12 protein-coding genes are annotated in these 21,447 nt (G+C 72.7%); 3 read left to right on the top strand and 9 right to left on the bottom strand.

The annotated features are described in order from the left end of the window. Window positions 1-11: 11 nt before the first annotated feature. Window positions 12-5,759 (bottom strand): hypothetical protein, encoded by a 5,748-nt coding sequence (locus tag AB0I32_RS05495; protein ID WP_357503688.1) that lies wholly within the window; start codon window positions 5,757-5,759, stop codon window positions 12-14. Window positions 5,760-5,908: 149 nt separating this feature from the next. On the opposite strand from AB0I32_RS05495, the gene AB0I32_RS05490 reads away from it, so the two are divergent. Both AB0I32_RS05490 and AB0I32_RS05485 read left to right on the top strand, forming a co-directional pair. Beyond that, complete coding sequence (locus AB0I32_RS05490; RefSeq protein WP_357503686.1) at window positions 5,909-7,534, top strand: AlkA N-terminal domain-containing protein; 1,626 nt, start codon at window positions 5,909-5,911, stop codon at window positions 7,532-7,534. A gap of 63 nt (window positions 7,535-7,597) precedes the next feature. Further along, the gene (locus AB0I32_RS05485; RefSeq protein WP_357503684.1) at window positions 7,598-8,158 is read left to right on the top strand and encodes a methylated-DNA--[protein]-cysteine S-methyltransferase; all 561 of its coding nucleotides are present in this window, start codon (window positions 7,598-7,600) and stop codon (window positions 8,156-8,158) included. 73 nt (window positions 8,159-8,231) lie between these two features. On the opposite strand, the gene AB0I32_RS05480 is transcribed toward AB0I32_RS05485, so the two are convergent. The 3 genes from AB0I32_RS05480 to AB0I32_RS05470 all read right to left on the bottom strand — a co-directional run bounded on the left by AB0I32_RS05480 (window position 8,232) and on the right by AB0I32_RS05470 (window position 11,676). Beyond that, complete coding sequence (locus AB0I32_RS05480) at window positions 8,232-9,158, bottom strand: carbohydrate ABC transporter permease (protein WP_357503682.1); 927 nt, start codon at window positions 9,156-9,158, stop codon at window positions 8,232-8,234. Continuing rightward, entirely contained in the window at window positions 9,155-10,147 is a 993-nt protein-coding gene (locus AB0I32_RS05475) for a sugar ABC transporter permease (protein ID WP_357503680.1), read from the bottom strand. Before AB0I32_RS05475 ends, AB0I32_RS05480 begins: the two co-directional genes overlap by 4 nt. A gap of 131 nt (window positions 10,148-10,278) precedes the next feature. Then, a complete protein-coding gene (locus tag AB0I32_RS05470; protein WP_357503678.1) occupies window positions 10,279-11,676 on the bottom strand; it encodes an ABC transporter substrate-binding protein in 1,398 nt (465 codons plus the stop codon). A 288-nt stretch (window positions 11,677-11,964) separates the two neighbouring features. Here AB0I32_RS05470 and map point away from each other — a divergent pair, with 288 nt between their 5' ends. Then, the gene (gene map / locus AB0I32_RS05465; RefSeq protein WP_357503676.1) at window positions 11,965-12,744 is read left to right on the top strand and encodes a type I methionyl aminopeptidase; all 780 of its coding nucleotides are present in this window, start codon (window positions 11,965-11,967) and stop codon (window positions 12,742-12,744) included. A gap of 90 nt (window positions 12,745-12,834) precedes the next feature. On the opposite strand, the gene AB0I32_RS05460 is transcribed toward map, so the two are convergent. The 5 genes from AB0I32_RS05460 to AB0I32_RS05440 all read right to left on the bottom strand — a co-directional run bounded on the left by AB0I32_RS05460 (window position 12,835) and on the right by AB0I32_RS05440 (window position 21,436). Then, window positions 12,835-13,686: an HAD family hydrolase gene (locus AB0I32_RS05460; RefSeq protein WP_357503674.1), complete on the bottom strand. Its 852-nt coding sequence runs from the start codon at window positions 13,684-13,686 to the stop codon at window positions 12,835-12,837. 103 nt (window positions 13,687-13,789) lie between these two features. Next, entirely contained in the window at window positions 13,790-14,593 is an 804-nt protein-coding gene (locus AB0I32_RS05455) for an HAD hydrolase family protein (protein ID WP_357503671.1), read from the bottom strand. 108 nt (window positions 14,594-14,701) lie between these two features. Continuing rightward, window positions 14,702-15,973 (bottom strand): serine--tRNA ligase, encoded by a 1,272-nt coding sequence (gene serS, locus AB0I32_RS05450; RefSeq protein WP_357503669.1) that lies wholly within the window; start codon window positions 15,971-15,973, stop codon window positions 14,702-14,704. 10 nt (window positions 15,974-15,983) lie between these two features. Beyond that, window positions 15,984-20,291: a hypothetical protein gene (locus tag AB0I32_RS05445; RefSeq protein ID WP_357503667.1), complete on the bottom strand. Its 4,308-nt coding sequence runs from the start codon at window positions 20,289-20,291 to the stop codon at window positions 15,984-15,986. Between the two features lie 26 nt (window positions 20,292-20,317). Continuing rightward, window positions 20,318-21,436 (bottom strand): diacylglycerol kinase family protein, encoded by a 1,119-nt coding sequence (locus tag AB0I32_RS05440; protein ID WP_357503665.1) that lies wholly within the window; start codon window positions 21,434-21,436, stop codon window positions 20,318-20,320. Between the last annotated feature and the right edge of the window lie 11 nt (window positions 21,437-21,447).

The raw sequence follows: 21,447 nt of genomic DNA, 5'->3' as shown, positions 1-21,447 counted from the left end.
ACCTGGCGGCGTCAGCGCAGGTCGCGCAGATAGGCCGCAGTGCCCCCGGAGGCCGCCGTCCTGCGCTCGTCGAGCGTCGCGATGATGAGCAGCACGACAGCGGCGGGGACGAGGGTGAGGATCCACGGGAGCGGTGAGACGCCGACGCCCAGCTTCGCGAACACGATGACGACCTCGACCGCCAGCGTCCACACGCCGAGCCAGAACGGCGCCGACAGGCGCAGACGTGACCCGACGAGGACCGACGCCAGGGCGGCCAGCACCACCCAGGACGCCCGGACCGTCAGCGGGTCGGTTGCGGTGGACAGCACGGACGGGCCGACGAGAGCCGCGATGCCGAGGCCGACGGTGCGCCAGGAACCGCCGTGACCGAGTGGCCAGGTCATGAGGCCGACCGACACGTCCTTCGGTTCTCCCGCCGCCACCCAGCGACGCAGCGCCGTCGCGCCCGACCAGATCAGGCCGGCGCCCAGCATCACCGAGAACGCCTCGACGCGCAGCTCGCGCGGCGCCCAGGCAGCGATCGCGACGGCAACGGCGCACAGCCAGACCAGCCACGGTGGTGCGCCGACTCCCGGTCGGCCCGCCCGCCGCGTGACCAGCACGAGCAGCGCGAGCAGCCCGAGCTCCACCACCAGCAGCGACACGATCGAACCCCATACCGGGCGGGTGTTCACCACCGCGCCGAGCGTTCCGAGCACCAGGCCCGGCGCCATGCCCCAGCGGTCGAGCCACGACGCCGTCCGGCCGTGTGCCGACCGGTGAGCAAGGAGGGCCGCCGCTACCAGGAGCGCGCCCGACAGGAGCGCCCACCCGAGACCTGCGGCGAACACCCAGCCGGCCCCGACCGGCGTCCCGAACGGGGAACCGTCGTACCAGGTCAGCGGGGGCAGGCCGGCCAGCGGTCCACCGGCGGACCCGATCCAGTACACCGGCTCGCCCGCGACGTGCAGCGACTCGACCACTCCGCTCAGCGCGGCCAGGGCGCCAACGGCCACCAGCCCGCGCCGCACCGGACGCGTCCACGAGTCGCGCAGGAAGGCGAGCCGCTCGCGTACGGGCCGCAGGCCCAGGGCGTACGCCGTCGCCAGGGCGATCATCGCGCCGCCCACCAGGGCGAACGGCCGCCAGTCGGCGGGTTCGGTGCGGGTCAGGTGCACCACGAGGCTCGGCACCACAGCGAGCCCCGCGCCGACGGCGGCGAGCCGCCAGGCGTGCGTCGTGGCAGTGACCGGCGCGGCGGCGGCCCCGGCCGTCGTCGCAGCGCCCACGGCATCGGGCTCAGCATCGGGCTCAGCATCGGGCTCAGCATCGGGCTCGGCGTCGGGCTCGGAACGTCCCCTCCGCCAGGCGACGAGTGCGCCGACCGCGACGGCGGCCAGTGCCGGCGGGAGCGTGTAGGCCTCGACCAGCCGCACCTCGCCGCCACCCAGCGCCGTCCAGAGGGCGGCAAGTCCCAGCGCTGCGACCAGCAGCCAGACGCGTCGCCGCCCGGGCTCGCGGGCGACGAGCACGGCACCCGCCATGAGCAGCAGCAGCACGGCGACCGCGACGTCCGGCCCTGCCGCCGGCCGTGCGTAGGCGAGGAAGACGGTGATGGCACCCGTGAGAAGTACCGACCGCTCCAGGCTCCGGCGTACCGCGGCCGCGAGCAGCGGCCCGCCGTCGGGCACCCGGGTCGCTATCCGCTCCGCGATGCGAGCCGCACCGCCCGCGACCGCCGACACGAACAGCGCGACGGCAGGCAGGACGTACGGGGATCCGGAGACCTCCAGGACCATGGCCCCCACGCTGGTGACCATGACGGACGCCGTGGGAAGCAGCAGGAAGGCGGCTCCGGCCCGGACGGCGTGCGCCAGGCCCACGCGGGCGGTGAGCAGCAGCACGAGCTCGAGCGCCAGCATCGCCGCCGCGGCGCCCGCCGACCACCAGGTGCGTTCGAGCACCACCGTGACGACACCCGCCGCGAACGGCCCGGCAGTGACGCCGAGCACGACGTACCACTCGTTGCGCGAGGTGCGTCCGCCGAGGGTCACCGCGATGGCCACCAGCGAGGCGACCGCCGAGACGGTGCAGATCGCCGCCACGATGGACAGCTCGAGCCAGCTCAGCACGACGCCGAGCACGGCCAGCGGGTACGCGTACCCGGCGCCGACCAGCCACGGGTGCGTCGTCGGCCGCAGCACGGCACGCAGGGAGAGCAGCAGTGCGCAGACGACGAGCGCGCCGGCGGCCACCGTAGGGCGCGACACCCAGGAGAAGGCGAGCAGCATGCCGGTCGCGACGAACGCTCCGGTGAGTGCGGTGGCACGGGCGAGGCGCAGGTCGGCGCCGGTGACGCCGGTCCCGCCGATCGAACGCAGCCGCCCCGACGTGCGGACCAGCGCCCGGACCGCCCCCTGCACGGCGATGACGGCCGGACGCAGCGTGCGCCAGGCCGCCGACCGGTCGGCCGTCGCCGCGACGAGCGCGAACGCGAGCACCGCCACGGCGGTGAGCGAGAAGGCGATCGCGAGCCGGGGGTCGAGCGCGAGGCCGAACGCGGCCAGCAGCACGGCCACCGGAGCGACCACTGCCTCGACCCGCCGCCCACGCCGCGCGAGCCTGGCGGCCAGCAGCGTGACGACCACGAGCGCAACGGTCCCCAGGTGCGCCCACGGGAGGTTCAGGCTCACGAGGCTCTCGACGGCCCTGCGCGCCGGGTCGGTCGATGCCGGGGGAATCAGCGCGCCGGTGGGCAGCGACCAGCTGGTGTCCCGCACCGACCATGCCGCCACCCACGCGTCCGTCACACGGACCAGGACCAGCCCGACGGCCGGAGCCGCGGCGGCCGCCGTGACGATCCAGCCGCTGAGCAGCAGGTCGTCCCGGGTGGCAGGGGCCAGCGCCCCGCGGACGGAGCCGAGACCGGCCGGCCTGAGCAGACGCGGTGCGGTCAGGAGCGCGAGCGCCGTCCACACACAGGCCGCCCCGAACGGGACCCAGCCGGCTCCTGACCACTGGCCGATCCCGCCCAGCAGGCCACCCGCAGCGACCGCGAGCACACCGCCGAAGACGGTCCAGTGCCGGTGGTGGGTGGCCCGCCGCATGATCGCGACCGTCACCGCCGCCAGGGCGACGAGCAGCGCGGTGCCGCCGAGGCCCGGCAGCGCCTCCGGCTGGTCGACGAAGAACGACAGGAGCACGGCGATCGGGACCGTCACGAGCGCGGCGACGTCGAGCACAGCGATCTCGGCCCGTAGCCGGGACCTGATGCGCGGCCCGGAGACGAGGCGGGCGGCACGCCCGAGGAGCGTGGAGAGCGCGACAGCGAGGACGGCCACAGCGGGCAGCCACGAGCCGTCGGCCGGGTCGACGACGCCGAGCAGCAGCAGCGGGACGACCGGCACCGCGAGGACCCCGACGGACGTCCATGCCCGGACCCGGAGCACATGGCCGAGCACCGTCCCCGTGAGGACCACCGCGGACCACAGAACCGCTGTGGTGCCCAGCCTGGTCAGGGGTGCGACCGGCACCGTGAGCACCGCAAGGAGCGAGGCGGCGAGAGCGGCGGGCAGCCCGGTAGCGCGTGCCACCCGCAGGACCCGCGACTCCACGACGAACAGCGACCCACCAGGCGCGTCGAGGTGCCGGGAGAGCGCCGGAAGCAGCCGCATCGCCGTCCACGCCACCACGGCGACCAGCACCAGGGCGAGCACCCACCACCAGACGGACCACGCCGACCCCACGGCGCCGGGCAGGCTCAGCGCCACGAGCACCGGCACCACCGGCGCGGCGAGGACCGCCGTCGACAGCCAGGACCGGACGCGGAGCCGGTAGCCCAGCGCGACCGCGAGCAGCACCACACCGGACCACAGCACGGTGGTCGCGCCCAGCCTCGTCAGGGACGGCAGGGCTTCCACAGCGAAGGACGCCGCCAGCGCGAGCGGGAAGGCCGCCGCGCGCATCACCCGGAGCGTCGTCGCCTCGATGGCGAAGGTCGCACCATGGCGCTCCGTGAGCCCCGGCAGCGCCCGGCCGGCCGCCCAGCCGACGAGCCCGACCAGCACCAGGGCGAGCACCCACCACCACATCGACCACACGGAGGCGGGCAGGCTCAGCGCCACGAGCACCGGCACCAGCGGCGCGGTGACCAGTGCTGTCGTCGTCCAGGAACGGACGCGCAGCCAGTACCCGAGCACCGCGGAGAGGACGACCACGGCGGACCACAGGACGGCCGTCGAGCCCGGCCCCGTGAGCGGCGGTAACGCCTCGGCCCCGCGCGCGGCAAGCAGGGCGAGCGCCGGACCGGCACCTCGGAGGATGCGCAGCACGCCCTCCTCGAGCTCGAACATCACGGCACCGCCGAGCCGCCGGCCGAACTTCGGGAGCTGCCGCATCGCCGCCCAGGCGAGCACCGCGACGAGGACGAACGCGAGCACCCACCACCACGCGGACGCCTCCGGACCAGGGAAGGCGAGCAGGACCAGCACCGGTACGAGCGGTGCCGACACCAGACCTACCGATGCCCAGGAGCGCACCCGCAGCCAGGCCCCGAGCACCAGGGAGAACAGCACGACGCCGGACCACAGGATCGCCGTCGTGCCCGGCACGGCATCCGGTGTCACCAGCTCGGCTCCGAGGGCGGCCAGCAGGGCGAGCGGCGGACCGGCGGCCCGGACGACCCGCAGCACCCACGTCTCGGCGGCCAGCCGGGCGCCGGACCGCTCGCCGGCCAGCGGCGCCACGCGCATCGCTGCCCACGCCACGACGCCGACCAGCAGCAGCCCGAGCGCCCACCACCACATCGACCACAGGGAGAACGGCAGGCCGGCGGCGACCAGTATCGGAACCACCGGCGCCGACACCAGTCCCGCCGACACCCACGAACGCACCCTCAGCCATGCGCCGAGCGCGACGAACCCGGGGGCCAGCAGCGCGAGCACGGTGGCCCGGGCGAGCGCCGGATCGACCTGTCCGAGCAGACCCGCCTGCATGCCCAGCTCGACGTCCACCCAGGCGAGCACCACCGCGAGCGCGGCGACCGCCTCGCTGGTCGTGCGCAGCCCCGCCCGGCGCAGCAGTGCGCCGACCGTGACGGCAGTGGCCGTGACGATCCCCGTGACGACGGCCCGCAGCAGCAGGTTGTCGCCGAACGTGAAGAACACGAAGACGACCGCGGAGACCGCGAGCAGTGCGGCTCCCGCGCCTGCGAGGATCGGCTGCAGCGAGATGCCCGGGCCGGACGGGCGCGGCGGGGCCGCTTCCCGACCAGCGGCGACGGGTGTTGCTGCGGGCTGCTGCGGGCTGGTCACTGCCGGAGGCGCGACCTCCGCCGGGCGCACCGGCGGCACGGACGACACGGGCAGCACCGGCAGCGGTGGGGCGGGCGCCGGCGCGCGGGGGGTCAACGGTGCGGGCACAGGTGGCGCGAACGCTGCGGGCGCGGTCGGTGCCGGTGGTGCGGGGATCGGCGCTGGAACAGGCACGGCACCGACGACGGGCGCCGAGCGCGCCGCGCCGTCCGCGGCCCGCGTGCCAGAGCCGACCTCGCTCGTCCTGAGGCCCTGCGCCCGCCGCATCGCGTCGAGCACCGCCTCCCGGTCCTGGAGGCTGTCCGCCGCGGCGACCGACAAGCGCCACACCTCCTGCGCCTGCCTGCCCGAGACGTTCAGCCCGCAGGAAGCACAGACGACGGATGCGAGGTGTTCCCCGCAGGCGGGACACCGCGTGGTGTCGGTGAGGCGGGCGACGACGTCGCCGGCCCAGGTCGGAGGCATGCCGGACATCCTGTCGGAGTTGTCAGCAAACGCGCCATCTATCCACAGGGTGAGTCGACCGGGGTGATCGTCACCCGCGATCGGTGCGAGCACCGCCGTGTCCGAAACCCGCTAGCCGGGAGGTCCGGAGGCGGCGCAGGATGGTGGCCATGACCGACGTCGAGCTCCGCGATCCAGCGTTCACCGAGCGCTACCGCGCCATCGCCGCGCGTGACTCCCGCTTCGACGGGCAGTTCTACACGGCCGTCCGCACCACGGGCATCTACTGCCGGCCGTCCTGCCCGGCACGCACGCCGAAGGCGGAGAACGTCGCGTTCTACCTGACGTCGGCCGCCGCGCACGAGGCCGGGTTCCGCGCCTGCAAGCGCTGCCTCCCCGAGGCCGCCCCCGGGACCCCCGCGTGGGACCTGCGCCGCGACCTCACGGGCCGCGCCATGCGCCTCGTGGCCGACGGCGTCGTGGACCGCGAGGGAGTCTCGGGACTGGCCACGCGGCTGGGCTACTCCGAGCGACAGCTGCACCGCCTCCTGGTCGGTGAGCTGGGGGCCGGGCCGCTGGCGCTGGCCCGGGCCCAGCGAGCGCAGACCGCGCGTGCGCTCCTGGTCGGCACGTCCCTGCGGCTCGCCGACGTCGCCTTCGCCGCCGGCTTCGGCTCGATCCGGCAGTTCAACGACACGGTCGCCGAGGTCTTCGGCGCGACACCGTCCGAGGTCCGTGCGCGGGCCCGGCGTTCAGGGCGTGGCGCGGCCGGCGCCGGCGGTCGCGCCCGTCCGGGTGGCGCCGAGGTGGGCAGCTCGCACCGAGGTCGGCCCAGGCCTGTGCCGACCTCGGTGCCGGGTGCCGACCTCGCGGACTCGGCTCAGGAGACCGCGGACGAACCCGTACGGATCTCGCTCACCCTGCCCGTCCGGGAACCGTTCGACGCGCAGGGGGTGCTGGAGTTTCTCGCCGTCCGCTCGATCGAGGGCGTGGAGACGTCGGACGTGAGCGCCCTGCGGTACGCCCGGACCTTCGCCCTGCCGCACGGTCCCGGCGCGTTCGAGGTGCGCGTGCCGCGCCCGGGCAGCGGCCGGGTCGACCTGGACCTCGAGCTCGCCGACCTGGCCGACGCTCCGGTCGCCGTCGCGCGCGTGCGGCGCCTGCTGGACCTCGACGCCGACCCGGTCGCCGTCGACCTGGCACTCGCCTCCGACCCGGTGCTCGCGCCGTCGGTCGCCGCGGTGCCGGGCATCCGGGTACCCGGGACCCTCGACCCGGCCGAGCTGCTGGTCCGCGCCATCGTGGGCCAGCAGATCAGCGTCGCCGCGGCCCGCACGCACCTGTCCCGCCTCGCGCGCGGTGTCGGCACGCCGTACGCCTCCGCGTTCGAGGGCCTCACCCGCCTCTTCCCCAGCCCTGCCCAGGTGGCGGACGGCGCCCCCACGCACCTCCGCCTGCCCGCCCGGACCCTGGCGACGGTGGTCGGCGCCGGCCGCGACCTCGCGGACGGCACCCTCGCCCTCAGCGTCGGCGACGACCCCGAGGACCTGCGCCGGCGCCTGGTCGCCCGGCCCGGCATCGGCCCGTGGACGGCCGGCTACGTGGCCCTGCGGGTGCTCGGCGACCCCGACGTCCTCATGGACGGCGACGTCGCGCTGCTCGCCGGCGCGCGCAACCTCGGCCTGGTCTCCGCGGAGGCGCCCCGGCCCCACCAGTTCAAGGAGCTCGCACGACGCGGCGCGGCGTGGGCGCCCTGGCGCTCGTACGCGGCCATGCACCTCTGGCGCTCCGCCTGACGTGTCGGTGGGTCACCTTCAGTGGCCCGCGCGTCCGACAGCTCATCCCACGGAAGGAACACCATGTACGCAAGCACCCTCATCACCCCGGACGGCCCGTTCAGCATCCTCGTCGGGGCGGCGACCGATGCGGCCGCCCCTGCGGACGGTCCCGCTCAGGAGGCGGTCCTGGCCGGCGGCTGGACCGACGACATCGACTCGCTGCTCGCCCTCGTCCACCCCACCCTGCGGCTGGACACGGGTCCGGGGCAGGTCGCCCTGCCGTCGTCGCCGGACGGGATGCTCGCCGAGGCCGCTGACGCCGTCCGCGCCTACTACGACGGCGACCACGGGGCGCCCGGACGCGTGCCCGTGCGGCAGGCGAGCGGACCGTTCCGGACGCACGCATGGGACGTGCTGCGCGAGGTGAAGGCGGGCGAGCGCCTGACCTACACCGAGTACGCCACCCGCGCGGGCCGGCCCGCTGCGGTGCGGGCGGCCGCCGGGGCCTGCGCGATGAACGCGGCGGCACTCTTCGTGCCGTGCCACCGCATCCTGCGTACCGACGGCACCCTCGGTGGGTTTCGCTACGGCCTGCCGATCAAGGAGAGCCTGCTCGCCCGCGAGACCAGTTTCGCGAAGTAGAGCGCCTGTCCGCCCGACGCCGGGATGTCCCGGCGCCGGGCGGACAGGCGCTCTATCTCGCGGAGCTGAGGGGTCAGCCCTTGACCGAACCCGCCAGCAGGCCGCGCACGAAGTAGCGCTGCAGCGAGAGGAACACGATCAGCGGCACCACGATCGAGATGAACGCGCCGGCGGACAGCACATGCCAGTCACCGCCACGCGAGCCCGCCATCTCGGCCACGCGCACCGTCAGCGGGAACGTGTCCGTTCCGCCCATGACCAGGGCGACGAGCAGGTCGTTCCACACCCAGAGGAACTGGAAGATGCCGAACGCCGCGATCGCCGGTGTGAGCAGGGGAAGCATCACCGAGAAGAAGATCTTCACGTGCCCCGCCCCGTCTACCCGCGCTGCCTCGACGAGCGAGGCCGGGATGTCCTTCATGAAGTTGTGCAGCAGGAAGATCGCCAGCGGCAGCGCGAACATCGAGTGCGACAGCCAGATGGGCCAGAACGTGCCGTTGACGTTGATGTCCACGTAGGCGGACAGCAGCGGGATGAGCGTGATCTGGATGGGCACGATCTGCAGCGCGAACACCGAGACGAACAGGATGTTGCGGCCCTTGAAGTCGATCCACGCGAACGCGTAGGCCGCGAGCAGCGCGACGGTGATCGGGATGAACACCGCGGGCAGCGTGATCACCAGCGAGTTGACGAAGTAGCTGATCAGGTTGGTCGAGCTGTCGAACAGCGCCGACTCGTAGTTGCGCAGCGAGAAGACGCCCTCGCCCGCGAACGCGTCACCGAAGACCGTCCACCAGCCGCTGCGCCGGATGTCCAGCTCGGGCCGGAACGACGTCACCAGCAGCCCGAAGGTCGGCACCGTCCAGAGGATCGCGATGACGATTGCGATCCCGCTCGCCCACGGCGAGGTGAGCGCCTTCTTCGCCTTGCGCGCCCGCTCGTTGAGGTCGGTCGGCGGCTGGACCGCCTTGGGCGCCACGGCCGGCTGTGTGGTACTCATCGGACCTCCTCGGCGAGGCGCATCTGGCGCACGTTGTAGATGATCACCGGGATGACGATGATGAACAGCAGCACCGCGAGGGCGGCGCCCAGGCCGGCGTTGTTCTGCCGGAAGCTCTGCTCGTAGAACTCGTTCGCCACCACAGAGGTGCCGTACCGGCCGGCGGTCATGGTGCGGACGATGTCGAAGACCTTCAGGGTCGTCATCGCGATGGTGGTCAGCACGACGACGAGCGCCGGGCGGATGCTCGGGATGGTGATCCGCCAGAACATCCCGAAGCCGGACAGGCCGTCCAGGCGGGCCGCCTCGACGATGTCGGTCGGGATCGCGCGGATAGACGCCGAGAGCAGCGTCATCGAGAAGCCGGTCTGGATCCAGATCAGCACCACCATGAGCAGGAAGGTGTTGGCCGGCCGCTCCAGCAGGAACTGGACCGGCTGGCCGCCCAGCCACACGATGACCTGGTTCAGGAGCCCGGTCTGCTCGATGCCCGGCTGATCGGGCTTGTACTCGTAGACGAACCGCCAGATGATGCTCGCGCCGACCATCGAGATGGCCATGGGCAGGAACACGAGGGCCTTGGCGAACTTCTCGAAGCGGCTGTGGTCGACCACCACCGCGTAGACGAGGCCGATGAACGTGGCCAGGGCCGGTGCCACCAGCACCCACAGGGCGGTGTTCCCCAGGACGAGCAGGAACGCCGGCTCGCTGAACGCCCTGACGTAGTTGTCGAAACCGATGAACTCGGAGCTCGTGCGGCGCTGGAACGAGTTGACGATGGTCCCGAAGGCCGGGTAGAGCAGCCCCGCCGCCAACAGGATCAGCGCAGGCCCTACGAACCCGGCCGCCACGAACCACTTCGACGGGTTTCGTCGCCTGTCCACCACGAAGAGGATGAGCGCCATCACCACGATGAACAGCGCGATCGCGATGATCATCAGCAAGAACTTGTGTACCGGGTCGTCCCCGGCTCTCAGAAGCCAGTCCATGGATCCTCCAGATCCTGGTTGTCGGGTCCGGTCGTCGTCGCCCGGGCCGCGTGCCTGGCCCCAGGGCCCACGGAGGCGCGGGACGTGATGTCCCGCGCCTCCGCGCGTCACTCAGGACCGAGAGCTGTCTGTCAGTTCTTGGGCCAGGATTCCTCGATGGTGTCGGTGACCTCCTGGCTGCTGGCGTCCGAGGCGAACCACTCGGTGATACCGGCCCAGAAGGAACCGGTACCGACCTCGGACGGCATCAGGTCGGACGCGTCGAAGCGGGCGACCGTAGCGGGGTCCGCCAGGATCTCGGCGGACAGCCTGTCGAACTCCGTCGCGAGCAGCTCAGGGTCGAGGCCGTTGTTCGCGCTCACCCAGCCGCCGGCCGGCGTCGCCGCCGCCTTGGCGTTGGCCCAGTCGTCGCTCGAGAGATAGGTCTGGAAGGCCTTCACCTCAGGACGGTCGTTGAACGCCGCGATGAACTCGCCGGCGACCAGCGTCGGGCGCTCCTCGGCGTTCATCGAGGGCAGGTAGAACGCGTAGACGTCGCCGTCCGGTGCGACCTCGGTGCCCTCGGGCCACTGCGTCTGGTAGAAGTTCGCGGCCCGGTGCATCCAGCAGGAGCCGTCGAGGATCGGGTATCCGGCGTCCGTCCAGGGCGCCGTCGCGATGGAGTCGACGCCGCCGAGCCCACCGTTCACGTAGTCCGGGTTCTTGAGGATGCCACCGGCAGTGTCGAAGGCTTCGACGATCTGCGGGTCGTTGAACGGGATCTCGTGGGTGTACCACTGGTCGTAGACCTCAGGGCCGGCCGAGCGCAGCACGACGTCCTCGATCCAGTCGGTGCCCGGCCAGCCGGTGGCGTCACCGGACTCGACACCTGCGCACCACGGGATGGCGTCGGTCGCCGCGATCTCCTCGGTGAGCGCCATCATGTCGTCCCAGGTCTCCGGTACCTCGTACCCGGCGTCCTCGAACATCGCGGGTGAGTACCAGACATACGACTTCACGTTCGAGCCGAGCGGCGCGGCGTAGAACGTGCCGTCGACGGTGCCGTACTCCTTCCAGTCCTCGGACCAGAACTCGTCGACGTTGGCCTCGACCTCCTCGGGGGCGGGCAGTACGGCGTCGTACTGCTTCACCAGAGTGTTCAGCAGGCCCGGCTGCGGCAGGATCGCGATGTCCGGCGGGTTGCCGGCCTGGACGCGCACGGGAAGCTGGGCCTCCATCTCGCGCGTGGCCTCGTACTCGATGGTGATGCCTGTGCACTCCTCGAACGGCTTGTAGGAGTTCTGCTGCGTCTCCGCCTCGGGCTCGACGATCGTGGTGTAGACGGAGACCGCCGTGCCGTCGAGGTCACCGAATTCCTTGTAGGCGTCGCAGTCGATCGGCGGGGCCGCTGTGCTACCGCCGCCGCCGTCACCACCGTCGCCTCCTCCACCGTCACCTGTGTCGGCGCAGGCCGACAGGATCAGGGCCAGGCTCGCGCCGGTCGCCGCAAGGGCGACCGCTCGGCGCTTGGAAGCCATCCGAATAGCCATCTCGTGCTCCTCCACTGCTTCGTGGGCTGAGAACCCTCTGACGTGCGGGTACGGCCAGGCAGACTGCCAGGTTGCCCTTCCTCCACGCAACCGTGGTTCACGATCCAATGCAAGCCCATACAGCACCGCCTTGCATTACGAAACCGTTGCAATCGCCCGTTCGGCCCAAGGCGGGTGAAACCCGCGGTCGCCTTCACGCAAGGCGACGAACCCCCAGCGGATCGACGCTTCCCGGTGGGACGTAGGCTTGTGCCGCCAGATCCCTGGTGCACCTACGGAAGGACGGACATGATCGAGCTGAGGACGCCGCGGGAGATCGAGGAGATGCGCCCGGCGGGACGCTTCGTCGCGGACGTGCTGCTCGCCGTCCGCGAGGCAGCGGGGGTGGGTGTGAACCTGCTCGAGCTGGACGAGGTCGCGCACAAGATGATCCGCGACCAGGGCGCGGAGTCGTGCTACATCGACTACCACCCGTCCTTCGGCGCCATGCCGTTCGGCAAGACCATCTGCACCTCGGTGAACGACGCCGTGCTGCACGGCCTGCCGTTCGACTACACGCTCCAGGACGGCGACCTGCTGTCCATCGACTTCGCCGCGTCCGTGAACGGCTGGGTCTCCGACTCCGCGCTGTCGATCGTGGTGGGCACGCCGGCCCCCGGCCGCGCCGAGGCCGACGCGAAGCTGATCCGCACCACAGAGGTCGCCCTGGACGCGGGCATCGCAGCCGCGCAGCCGGGCAAGAAGATCGGTGACATCTCCGCGGCGATCGCGGAGGTCGCGCACGCCGCCGGCTACTCGATCAACACCGACTTCGGCGGGCACGGCGTGGGCCGCACCATGCACGGCGACCCGCACGTGCCGAACAACGGGCGCGCCGGCCGCGGCTTCCCGCTCAAGCCGGGCCTCGTCATCGCCGTCGAGCCGTGGTTCCTCGAGACGACCGACGAGATCTTCACCGACCCCGACGGCTGGACGCTGCGGTCGAAGGACGGGTCACGCGGGGCGCACTCGGAGCACACGATCGCGATCACGGAGGACGGCCCGCTGATCCTGACGGCGCGCGACTGACGTCGCGTTCGCCGAAGTAGAGCGCCTGTCCAGACCTCCCTGGTGACACGGGGAGACTCGGACAGGCGCTCTACTTCGGCGAACGTGACGTCAGAGCAGGGTCTTGAGGGCCTGGATCACGCCGTGCTGCGAGATGTCGCCCACCGTCTCGTGGGCGATCGCCTTCACCGCGTCGGGGGCGTGCCCCATCGCCACGGCGCGCGCGGCCCAGGTCAGCATCTCGATGTCGTTGATGCCGTCTCCGACGGCGAACGTGTTGTGCTGCGGGACGCCGAGCGTGGCGCGAATCGTCTCCAGCGACGTCGCCTTGCTCAGGTGCCGAGGTGTCACGTCGATCCAGTCCGGGCCGGCCTGCGTGGCGGTGACGCCGTGCCGGCGCAGCGGGTCGAGCAGGTCCAGCACGTCCGGGCCGCGCAGGATCGCGCGCGACGCGGGCAGCCCGCCCAGCTCGTCCACCGGCACCACTCGTTGCGCGCCGTTGACCTCGTGCGGCTCGAAGGTCCGGTTGACGCGGTAGCCGACGCCGATCTCCTCGACGCCGATCTGCACGTCCGGGAACCGGCTCAGCGCCATCTGCGCCACCGGTCCGACGTCGAACGTGAGCACGTCCTCGAGCATGTAGCCACCGGCGCAGGTGTCGCACAGGCGTGCCGTGACGGCTCCGTTGGAGGCGACCACCCACCCGTCGGTGATCCCCAGCTGCTTGGCCACGGGCAGGATCCCCGTCAACGACCGACCCGACGCCAGGACCACGTGATGCTTCCGGCCACGCACGAGCTGCACGGCCAGAACCGTCGGTTCGGGCACCAGCTGCCCGGTGACCAACAGGGTCCCGTCGATGTCGAGAGCGACCAGGTGAGGCGCGTCGTTACGCACTCGCATGGACACCGGCTGGTCGTCCAGGATCATCACGTACCCCCATGGCACCGTGAGCGCCGTCACCCCTCGACGGATCGCGCCCAAATGTACAGGCTTTCGGCCAGTGATCCATACCTTTGCACGGATACCTTTCACCCGTGGCACTAGCAGTTGGCTATTTTTACCATCAAAGTAGGGATCTGAGCACTTTCACAACACCGTCGTCCTCGATCGATGCCGTCACTTCGTTCGCCGCGGCCTGGACCGTGTCCGCCGCATGACCCATGGCCACGCCTCGAGCGGCCCAGCGCAGCATGTCGATGTCGTTGCTGCCGTCGCCCACGGCGACGGTGTTCTCGGGCGCCACGCCGAGCGCCTTGCGTACCTCCTCCAGGGCGGACGCCTTGGTCACTCCCTGGGGTGCGATGTCCATCCACGCGGACCAACCGACGGCGTAGGTCACGTCGTCGAACCCGAGGCGCGCGGCGATCTCGTGGAACTCCGCGCTGGTCTCCCCAGGACTGCGCACGACCACCCTGGTGACGTGCCCCGCCCAGAGCTCCTCGAAGTCGACGACGCGGTGCTCACCGTTGAGCTCCCCGTCGGGGAAGAGCTCGGTCATCCGGAAGCCCACGCCGACGTCCTCGACCGCGTAGCGGGCGTGCGGGAGCTCCTCCTTGAGCATGCGGAGCACCGGCTGCGGGTCGAACGTCTCCACGCGCTCCAGGGTGTAGCCCATGTCGGCGGACGGGTCGAGACGCGCGGTCACGGCGCCGTTCGACGCGACGATCCAGGACTCCTCGATCTTCAGCTCCGCCGCGATGGGCGTCATGGCGATGAGCGACCGTCCCGAGGCGAGCACCACGTGGTGCCCCGCCGCGCGGACGGCGGCGACGGCGTCCCGCGCGGCGTCGGACAGCACCTCGTCATAGGTGACGAGCGTGCCGTCGATGTCGAGGGCTACGAGCTTTCGGTCGATGTCGCGGGGCACACCCGCAGCCTACCGACCCGCACATGAACACCAACCGACCAGAGACAGAAGACCTCTCCGGTTCCTTGGTGGTTACTCGGCGGGTTACTTGGCGGGTTACTTGGGGGGTTACTTGGTCGGCTCCAGGAGCTCCAGGCCGCCCAGGTACGGACGCAGGGCCTCCGGGACGTAGACCGAGCCGTCCGGCTGCTGGTGGTTCTCCAGGATGGCGACGATCCAGCGCGTGGTGCCGAGCGTGCCGTTCAGCGTGGCCACGTTCCGGGTGGAGCCGTCCTCGGTGCGCTCGCGCACGCCCAGACGGCGGGCCTGGAACGTCGTGCAGTTGGACGTCGACGTGAGCTCCAGCCAGCGCTCCTGGGTGGGCAGCCATGCCTCGCAGTCGAACTTGCGGGCCGCCGACGAGCCGAGGTCGCCCGCCGCCGTGTCGATGACGCGGTAGGGCAGCTCGACCTTGGCCATCATGGCCTCTTCCCAGCCCAGCAGGCGCTGGTGCTCGGCCTCCGCGTCCTCCGGGGCGCAGTAGCTGAACATCTCGACCTTGTGGAACTGGTGCACGCGGATGATCCCGCGCGTGTCACGGCCCGCCGAACCCGCCTCGCGCCGATAGCAGGCGCTCCAGCCGGCGTACCGCATCGGCCCGTCGGACAGGTCGACGATCTCGTCGCTGTGATAGCCGGCGAGGGCCACCTCCGAGGTGCCCACCAGGTACAGGTCGTCCTTCTCCAGGCGGTAGATCTCGTCGGCGTGCGCCCCGAGGAACCCGGTGCCCTGCATGGTCTCGGGCTTGACGAGGGTCGGCGTGATCATGGGCGTGAAGCCCTCCTGCACCGCCTGGTCCATCGCCATGTTCAGCAGCGCCAGCTCCAGGCGCGCACCGATGCCGGTGAGGAAGTAGAACCGCGCACCGGACACCTTGGCCCCGCGCTTGGTGTCGATCGCGCGCAGACCCTCGCCCAGCTCCAGGTGGTCCTTGGGCTCGAAGCCCTCGGCCGCGAAGTCGCGACGCCGGCCCACCTGCTTGAGCTCGACGAAGTCCTCCTCGCCGCCGGCCGGCGCACCCTCGATCACGTTGGCGATGGAGTACAGCACGCGGTCGAGCTCCTGCTCGGCCTCCGTGGCCGTCGCCTGGTGCTGCTTGACGTCCTGGGCGAGCTGCTTGGTGCGCGCCAGCAGGGCCTGCTTCTCGTCGCCCTGGGCCTGGGCCACCTGCTTGCCCAGGGACTTCTGCTCGGCGCGCAGGTTCTCGAACTCCGACAGGGACGAGCGGCGGCGCGCGTCGGCGTCGAGCGCCACGTCCACGAGGTCGGGGTCGTCGCCGCGGGCCACCTGGCTCGCGCGGACTACGTCGGGGTTGTCGCGCAGAAGTCGGAGATCGATCACAGGGGTGAGCCTATCGGGGCTGTCCCGCCGATTTCGTCCGCAGCGCGACAAGCGTGAGCAGCGGCACGGCCGGGACGAGCGCGATCATCGCGATCCGCAGGCCGAAGTCGTTGACCAGGGAGCCCAGCACGGCCATCACCCACATCGCCACGAGCGCGGGCCGCAGGAACTCCCAGCGCTCCTGTGCGCGCTGGAACCAGGCGGGAGTCAGCCGCTTCCGCCAGGCCGCCGGACCGTACAGGGCGAGCCCGACCAGCAAGAGCACGATCACCGTCACCCAGACCGCCGGCCCGCCGGTGACAGAGCTCAGCGCGTACAGGGCCTTGCGCAGCACCGTGGAGACCGCCTCGCCGTCGAGCACCTGGCCCACGAACCTGCCGAGGTGCGAACGGGACTCGGGCGGCCGCAGCCAGTCCAGCAGACCGACGAGCGCCACGACACCGACTCCGGCCGCACCCACCCAGACGAACCGCCACAGGGTGAGGCGTAGCCCGGAGGCGGCGGTGCCGATCACCACGAATGCCGGGACGAGGACCAGCCCGCCGCCGAGGTCCGCGCCGAGCGTCGGCCACACGTCGACCGCCATCGCGATCACTCCCACGACGGTCACGGCCAGGGTGGCCAGCACCCGCCGTCCGCGGGTGACGAACAGCTGGGCCAGGGCCGCCGCCAGCACTATCGCCGCCACCGCGTACACGGAGAAGGTGGGGTTGCCGAAGCCGTAGAACCGCGCGCCGAACGTCGGGGCCGAGCCGAGCGGGGCCGCGCGGTTCAGCGGCGTGCCGAACAGCGCGTCCACGGTCAGCGCGACGAACGTGATGCCTGCGACCACCCCAGGGGCCGCCCACAACGGCCTGCGCGGGGCGAGCAGGCTGAGCCCTGCCACTGCCGCCGTCACGAGCGCGGTGGCGCCCAGCATCGCGAGCACCGGCAGGTCGAACCGCCACCAGCCCGTCAGCGAGACGAGGAACCCGCCCGCAGGAAGTGCGGCCAGCGCGGTCGCGGCGACCTCGGCCACGCGCTGCCACCTGCCCGGGCCCGCGGCGGACCCGCGCGGCAGCCCCTTCGCAGGGCTCAGGGCGGCCCGCCGCCGCATCGCCCACCAGCACACCCCGGCCAGCGCGAGGCCCAGCCAGAACGGCACGTCCACGAGCCAGAGGTACGCGTCGCGGCGCACGTGGTCGCGGGCCGTCATGTCCGCCAGCTCGTCGGCGGTGAGCCAGGCCGAGGCGGGACGCTCGCCGCCACGCAGCAGCGGCGTCGGGTCGACGTCGGCGGGCAGGTCGACGCCGACGGCGCCGAGCACGGCCGCCGGGACGTCCATCAGGCGCGCCACACCCTCCGTACGGGTGGCCGTGCTGGCCAGGTAGCGCGGGAGGCCCTCGTTCGCCGCGGACGGGCGCATCATCGCCAGGCCGAGCTCCAGCGGGTGCTCCGGCACGGTCGCGACGTCGATCACCAGCACCGTCGTGTCCGCCGGAGCGGCGTCGAGGATGCGCCATACCGCGAGGTCGACGTCGGAGACCAGGCCGGCGCGGAGCGCCGCCACCTGCTCGCGGCCGTCCGGCTCCCGCTCCAGCTCCGCACGCTGCGCGACGTCGAGCAGCGCGGACCCGGCGTCCACGAAGGTGACCGGGCAGTCCCAGGCGCCGGACCCCTCGGCCATCGCCGTCTCGAAGTCGAAGTACCTGCCGACGGTGCCGTCCCGTCGGGCGAGCGCCACCGCGGCGCCCGTGCCGACCGCTGTCGTGCACTCGCCCGCCAGGGCCTCGCCGAGCGTGCCGGGGTGCGCCGCGTAGCCGGACCCGCGCTGCAGTTCCAGGAACCGGTCCCACTGATCGACGACGGCGGGGCTGTCGCCCCGCGCCGGGGTCACCGAGACGTCGTCGCAGATCCAGTGCCTGTCGGCGTCGCGCTCGTCGGCCACCTCGGCGAGCCGGCCCGCCGACAGGCTGAGCCAGCCGCTGTCCGGGCAGCGTGCCGCGCGCCCGTTGGGCAGGGTGAGACCCGCGGCGTCCGCGCCGTCGGTCAGGAGGCCGTACAGGGTCGGCGCGGGCGCCTGGCCGGTGTCGAGGGACGGCTGGACGTCGGTCCAACGCAGGCCCTGGGTGCCGATCACGACGACGCTGCCGCCGGGCGGCACGACGGGCGCCGCGGTGCTGAGCGAGCCGGACTCCTCGCCCGCGGCGTCGGCGCCGGGTACCGGCAGCACGGCCGCGGCGAACAGCAGGCTGAGCAGCAGCGCGCCGGACAGGCCGAGGACCGCGGACGGCACGTGGCGCACCGGCTCGGTGTGCCTGCCGGAGGGCAGCCAGCCGCGCGCGTCGAGGAACCGGGTGAGCAGGTCGGACCGCACGGCGAGCAGCGCGACGAGCGCGAACGGTACGAGCAGGAACAGCCCGCGCAGACGGTCACCGAGGAAGGGTGCGGCGTCCACCCCGACGGTCACCAGCGCAACCACGGTCACGGCGCCTACCGCACGCCACGCCGGCCGGGACGGCCGCTCGCCGGTGCTGCGCCGAACACCGTCGCCCAGCACAGCTTCGGCACGAGGCCGGGTGCGACCGCGCACCGCGTAGGCCGCGAGGCCGCCGGCGAGCACGAGGCCGGCCGCCGCGTAGACCACGAACGCCACGTCGGAGAACCCGTAGAACCGGTCGGCGGTGGCGAGCGACGAGCCCAGCAGCGAACCCTGCAGCAGCGTGAAGCCGGTGCTGCCGTCGACGGTGAGCACCAGCCAGGTGATCCCCGCCGCGGCCACCGCGTTGCGCCACGGAGCGGGCGGGAGCAGGCGGGACACGGCACGGACGGTGAGCGCCACGAGGACGGTCGCCGCGGTCAGCGAGAGGGCAAGGCCGAACTCGGGCGCCGGCCACACCCACCAGCGGGTGAGGGTCGCGAGGGCGGCGGCGGCCGGGGCGGACACGGCGAGCAGCACGGCCCCGAGCGCGAGGCGTTGCCGGTAGGGACCGGGCTCGCGGCGCGGCCGCCCCGTCCGGCGGGGCAGCACCAGCACCAGCACGGCGATGAGCAGGAACAGGACGATCGCGCCGGCGAACGCCGGGACCTGTGCCGGGATCGTGTCGGCCAGCACGTTGATGTACTGCCGGTTCTCGACCGTGCGGGCGACGGTGGTGCGGCGCGGCTCGCCCACCACGACGGGCATGCCGTCGATCTCCGGCTCCTCGACCACCAGGCCAGGAGCGGGCTCCGCCTCGGGGTCGGGGAGCGCGTCGCCGGCCTCGGCGGCGGTCGCCGTCAGGTCGGTGAGCTGGACGAAGCCGGTGCTGCGCGAGGCGTCCGACGTCAGCCAGCGCACACGCGGCACGTCGACGACCCAGTCGACGACGACCTGCAGCCCCTGCTGCGTGAGCGGGGTGTCCGCGATACCCGCCACGAGCACACGCGTACCGGTCGGCAGGCCGGTCCGCAGCGTGCTGAGCGTGTCGTCCAGCGCGTCGAGCGCCGCTGCCCGCTCCGGGCCCTCGGGAAGGCTGCCCGCGTCGATGACGGTCACCGGGCACTCGGCGAGGACGTCGCTCCAGGCGGGGTTCCCCGTGCCCGCGCCGCCCGGCTCCGCTGTATCCGAGGCGGTGTCAGGGGCGGTGTCCGGGGTCGCGGCCAACAGCGCGTCCAGCGAGGGGACGTACCGGCTCACCCTCCCGTCCTCGCGGGCGAGCATCACGGCGGCGCCCGGCCCGACCGCCGTCGAGCAGGCGTCCGCGTCGGCGAGCAGCTCGCCGAGGAGGCCGGGTGCCGGGGTCTCGGCGGTCTCGGCCGGCTCCTCGTCGGAGGTGCCCTCCTCCTGCTCGGGAAGCTCGTCCCAGCCGTCGACCGTCGCGGCGGCCGGCTCGGCGTCGCCTCCGCCGATGGCCTGCGGTACGGGCGTGCACGACGTCGCCCCGCGCGCCTCCGGCGTCCGGCCGTCCTGCTGTTCGCGGGTGGGCTCCTCCGCCCGTTCCGCGCTGCCCGCCGAGACCGTCCGGCTGCCCGCGGAGAGGGTGAGCCACGCGTCCAGGGGGCACGTGGCGGGGTCAGCGGTGCGGACGTTGATCGAGGCGACCGAGCCGCCGCCGATCATGTGCCACAGGTTCGGGGTGGTGCTGCGGGACACGTCGGTCCAGCGCAGGCCGGCCACCCCGACCACCACCACCGGCGCGACGGGTCTCGGGGTGCTGGAGGCGGCCGCGGACCCTCCCGCGGCGCCGCCCCCGGGCGCGGCAGAGGCAGCAGCCGGGCTCAGCAGACCGAGCAGGACCGCCACGAGCATGACCAGGACTGCGGGCACGGCCAGAGCTCGCGTGGAACTGGGATTCACCCGCCCAGGGTAGATGGACCGGGCGGTCACGGTGCCCGGACCAGCAGGGCGCCCGCCTGGACGTGGACGTCGATCTCGACCGCCCGCCCGAGCGGGTCGCCGTCGACCTGGGCCTCCTCGCCCGCCGACACGCGGATCCGCGCCCGGCGTGCCTTGGTGTGGTCGATGCGGCCCAGCTTCTCCGGCAGGTCGTTGCGCACCCCGACACCCTGCATGGCGATCTCGAGCGTCAGCTGGGCCCACCCGAACACCCCGCCACGGACGTCGACGGCGGCCACGTCGAGCACCCCGTCGTCGAGCACGGCGTCCGGCAGCAGGGTGACGCCGCCGGGGAGCAGGCCGCAGTTGCCGACCATGATCGACCGGGCGCGGGCCTCGACGGGCGGGCTGTCGTCGAGCTGCAGGGTGGCGCGCATGCGCCGGGCCTGCAGGTGCGAGAGCCCCGCCACGAAGTAGGCGACCCAGCCCACCCGCTTCTTCAGGTCCGCGTCCGCCGTCGCGACCATCGCCGCGTCGAACCCCAGGCCGGCGATCACCAGGAAGATGTGCTCGCGCTCCGTGTCGGGCTCGTGGTCGGGCTGGTTGGGATGGTCCCCGTTGCGCGGCGCCTCCGCGAACTCGGTCACCCGCAGCCAGCCGACGTCGATCGGGCGCGTGCGGCCGTGCACGATCACATCGAGCGCGTGGTCCACGTTCGTCAGCGGCAGCTCGAGGTTCCGGGCCAGGAGGTTGCCGGTGCCAACGGGCAGCACGCCCATCGGCTTGTCGGAGGCGACCATGGTCTCGGCGACGGCCCGGACCGTCCCGTCACCGCCCGCGGCGATGACTATGTCGGCGCCGTCGTCGAGCGCCTGCCGGGCCTGGCCCTTGCCCGGGTCCTCCACCGTCGTCTCGTACCAGAGTGGTTCCGGGAGACCCTGGGCCCTGCAGTGGGCGCGGACCTCGAGTGCCAGGCCGCTCGCGCCCTGCTTGGAGGGGTTCACGATCACCGCGAGCTGCGGTGCGGCCTGCACGCTCTGCGGCGTCGCCCGGTGCGGGTCGCGGCGCCGCATCCGCGCCTGCTGCGTCCAGACCCCGACGGCGACGGCAAGTGCCAGCACGGCGACGCCGATCGCGGCAATCCCTAGCCAGACCTGCCACCCCATGTGATCAGCGT

It is taken from the genome of Promicromonospora sp. NPDC050249 (assembly GCF_040656015.1).
GTDB lineage: Bacteria > Actinomycetota > Actinomycetes > Actinomycetales > Cellulomonadaceae > Promicromonospora.
Note: the sequence above shows the minus strand (reverse complement) of the source record. Positions and strands in the feature narration are given on the sequence as shown.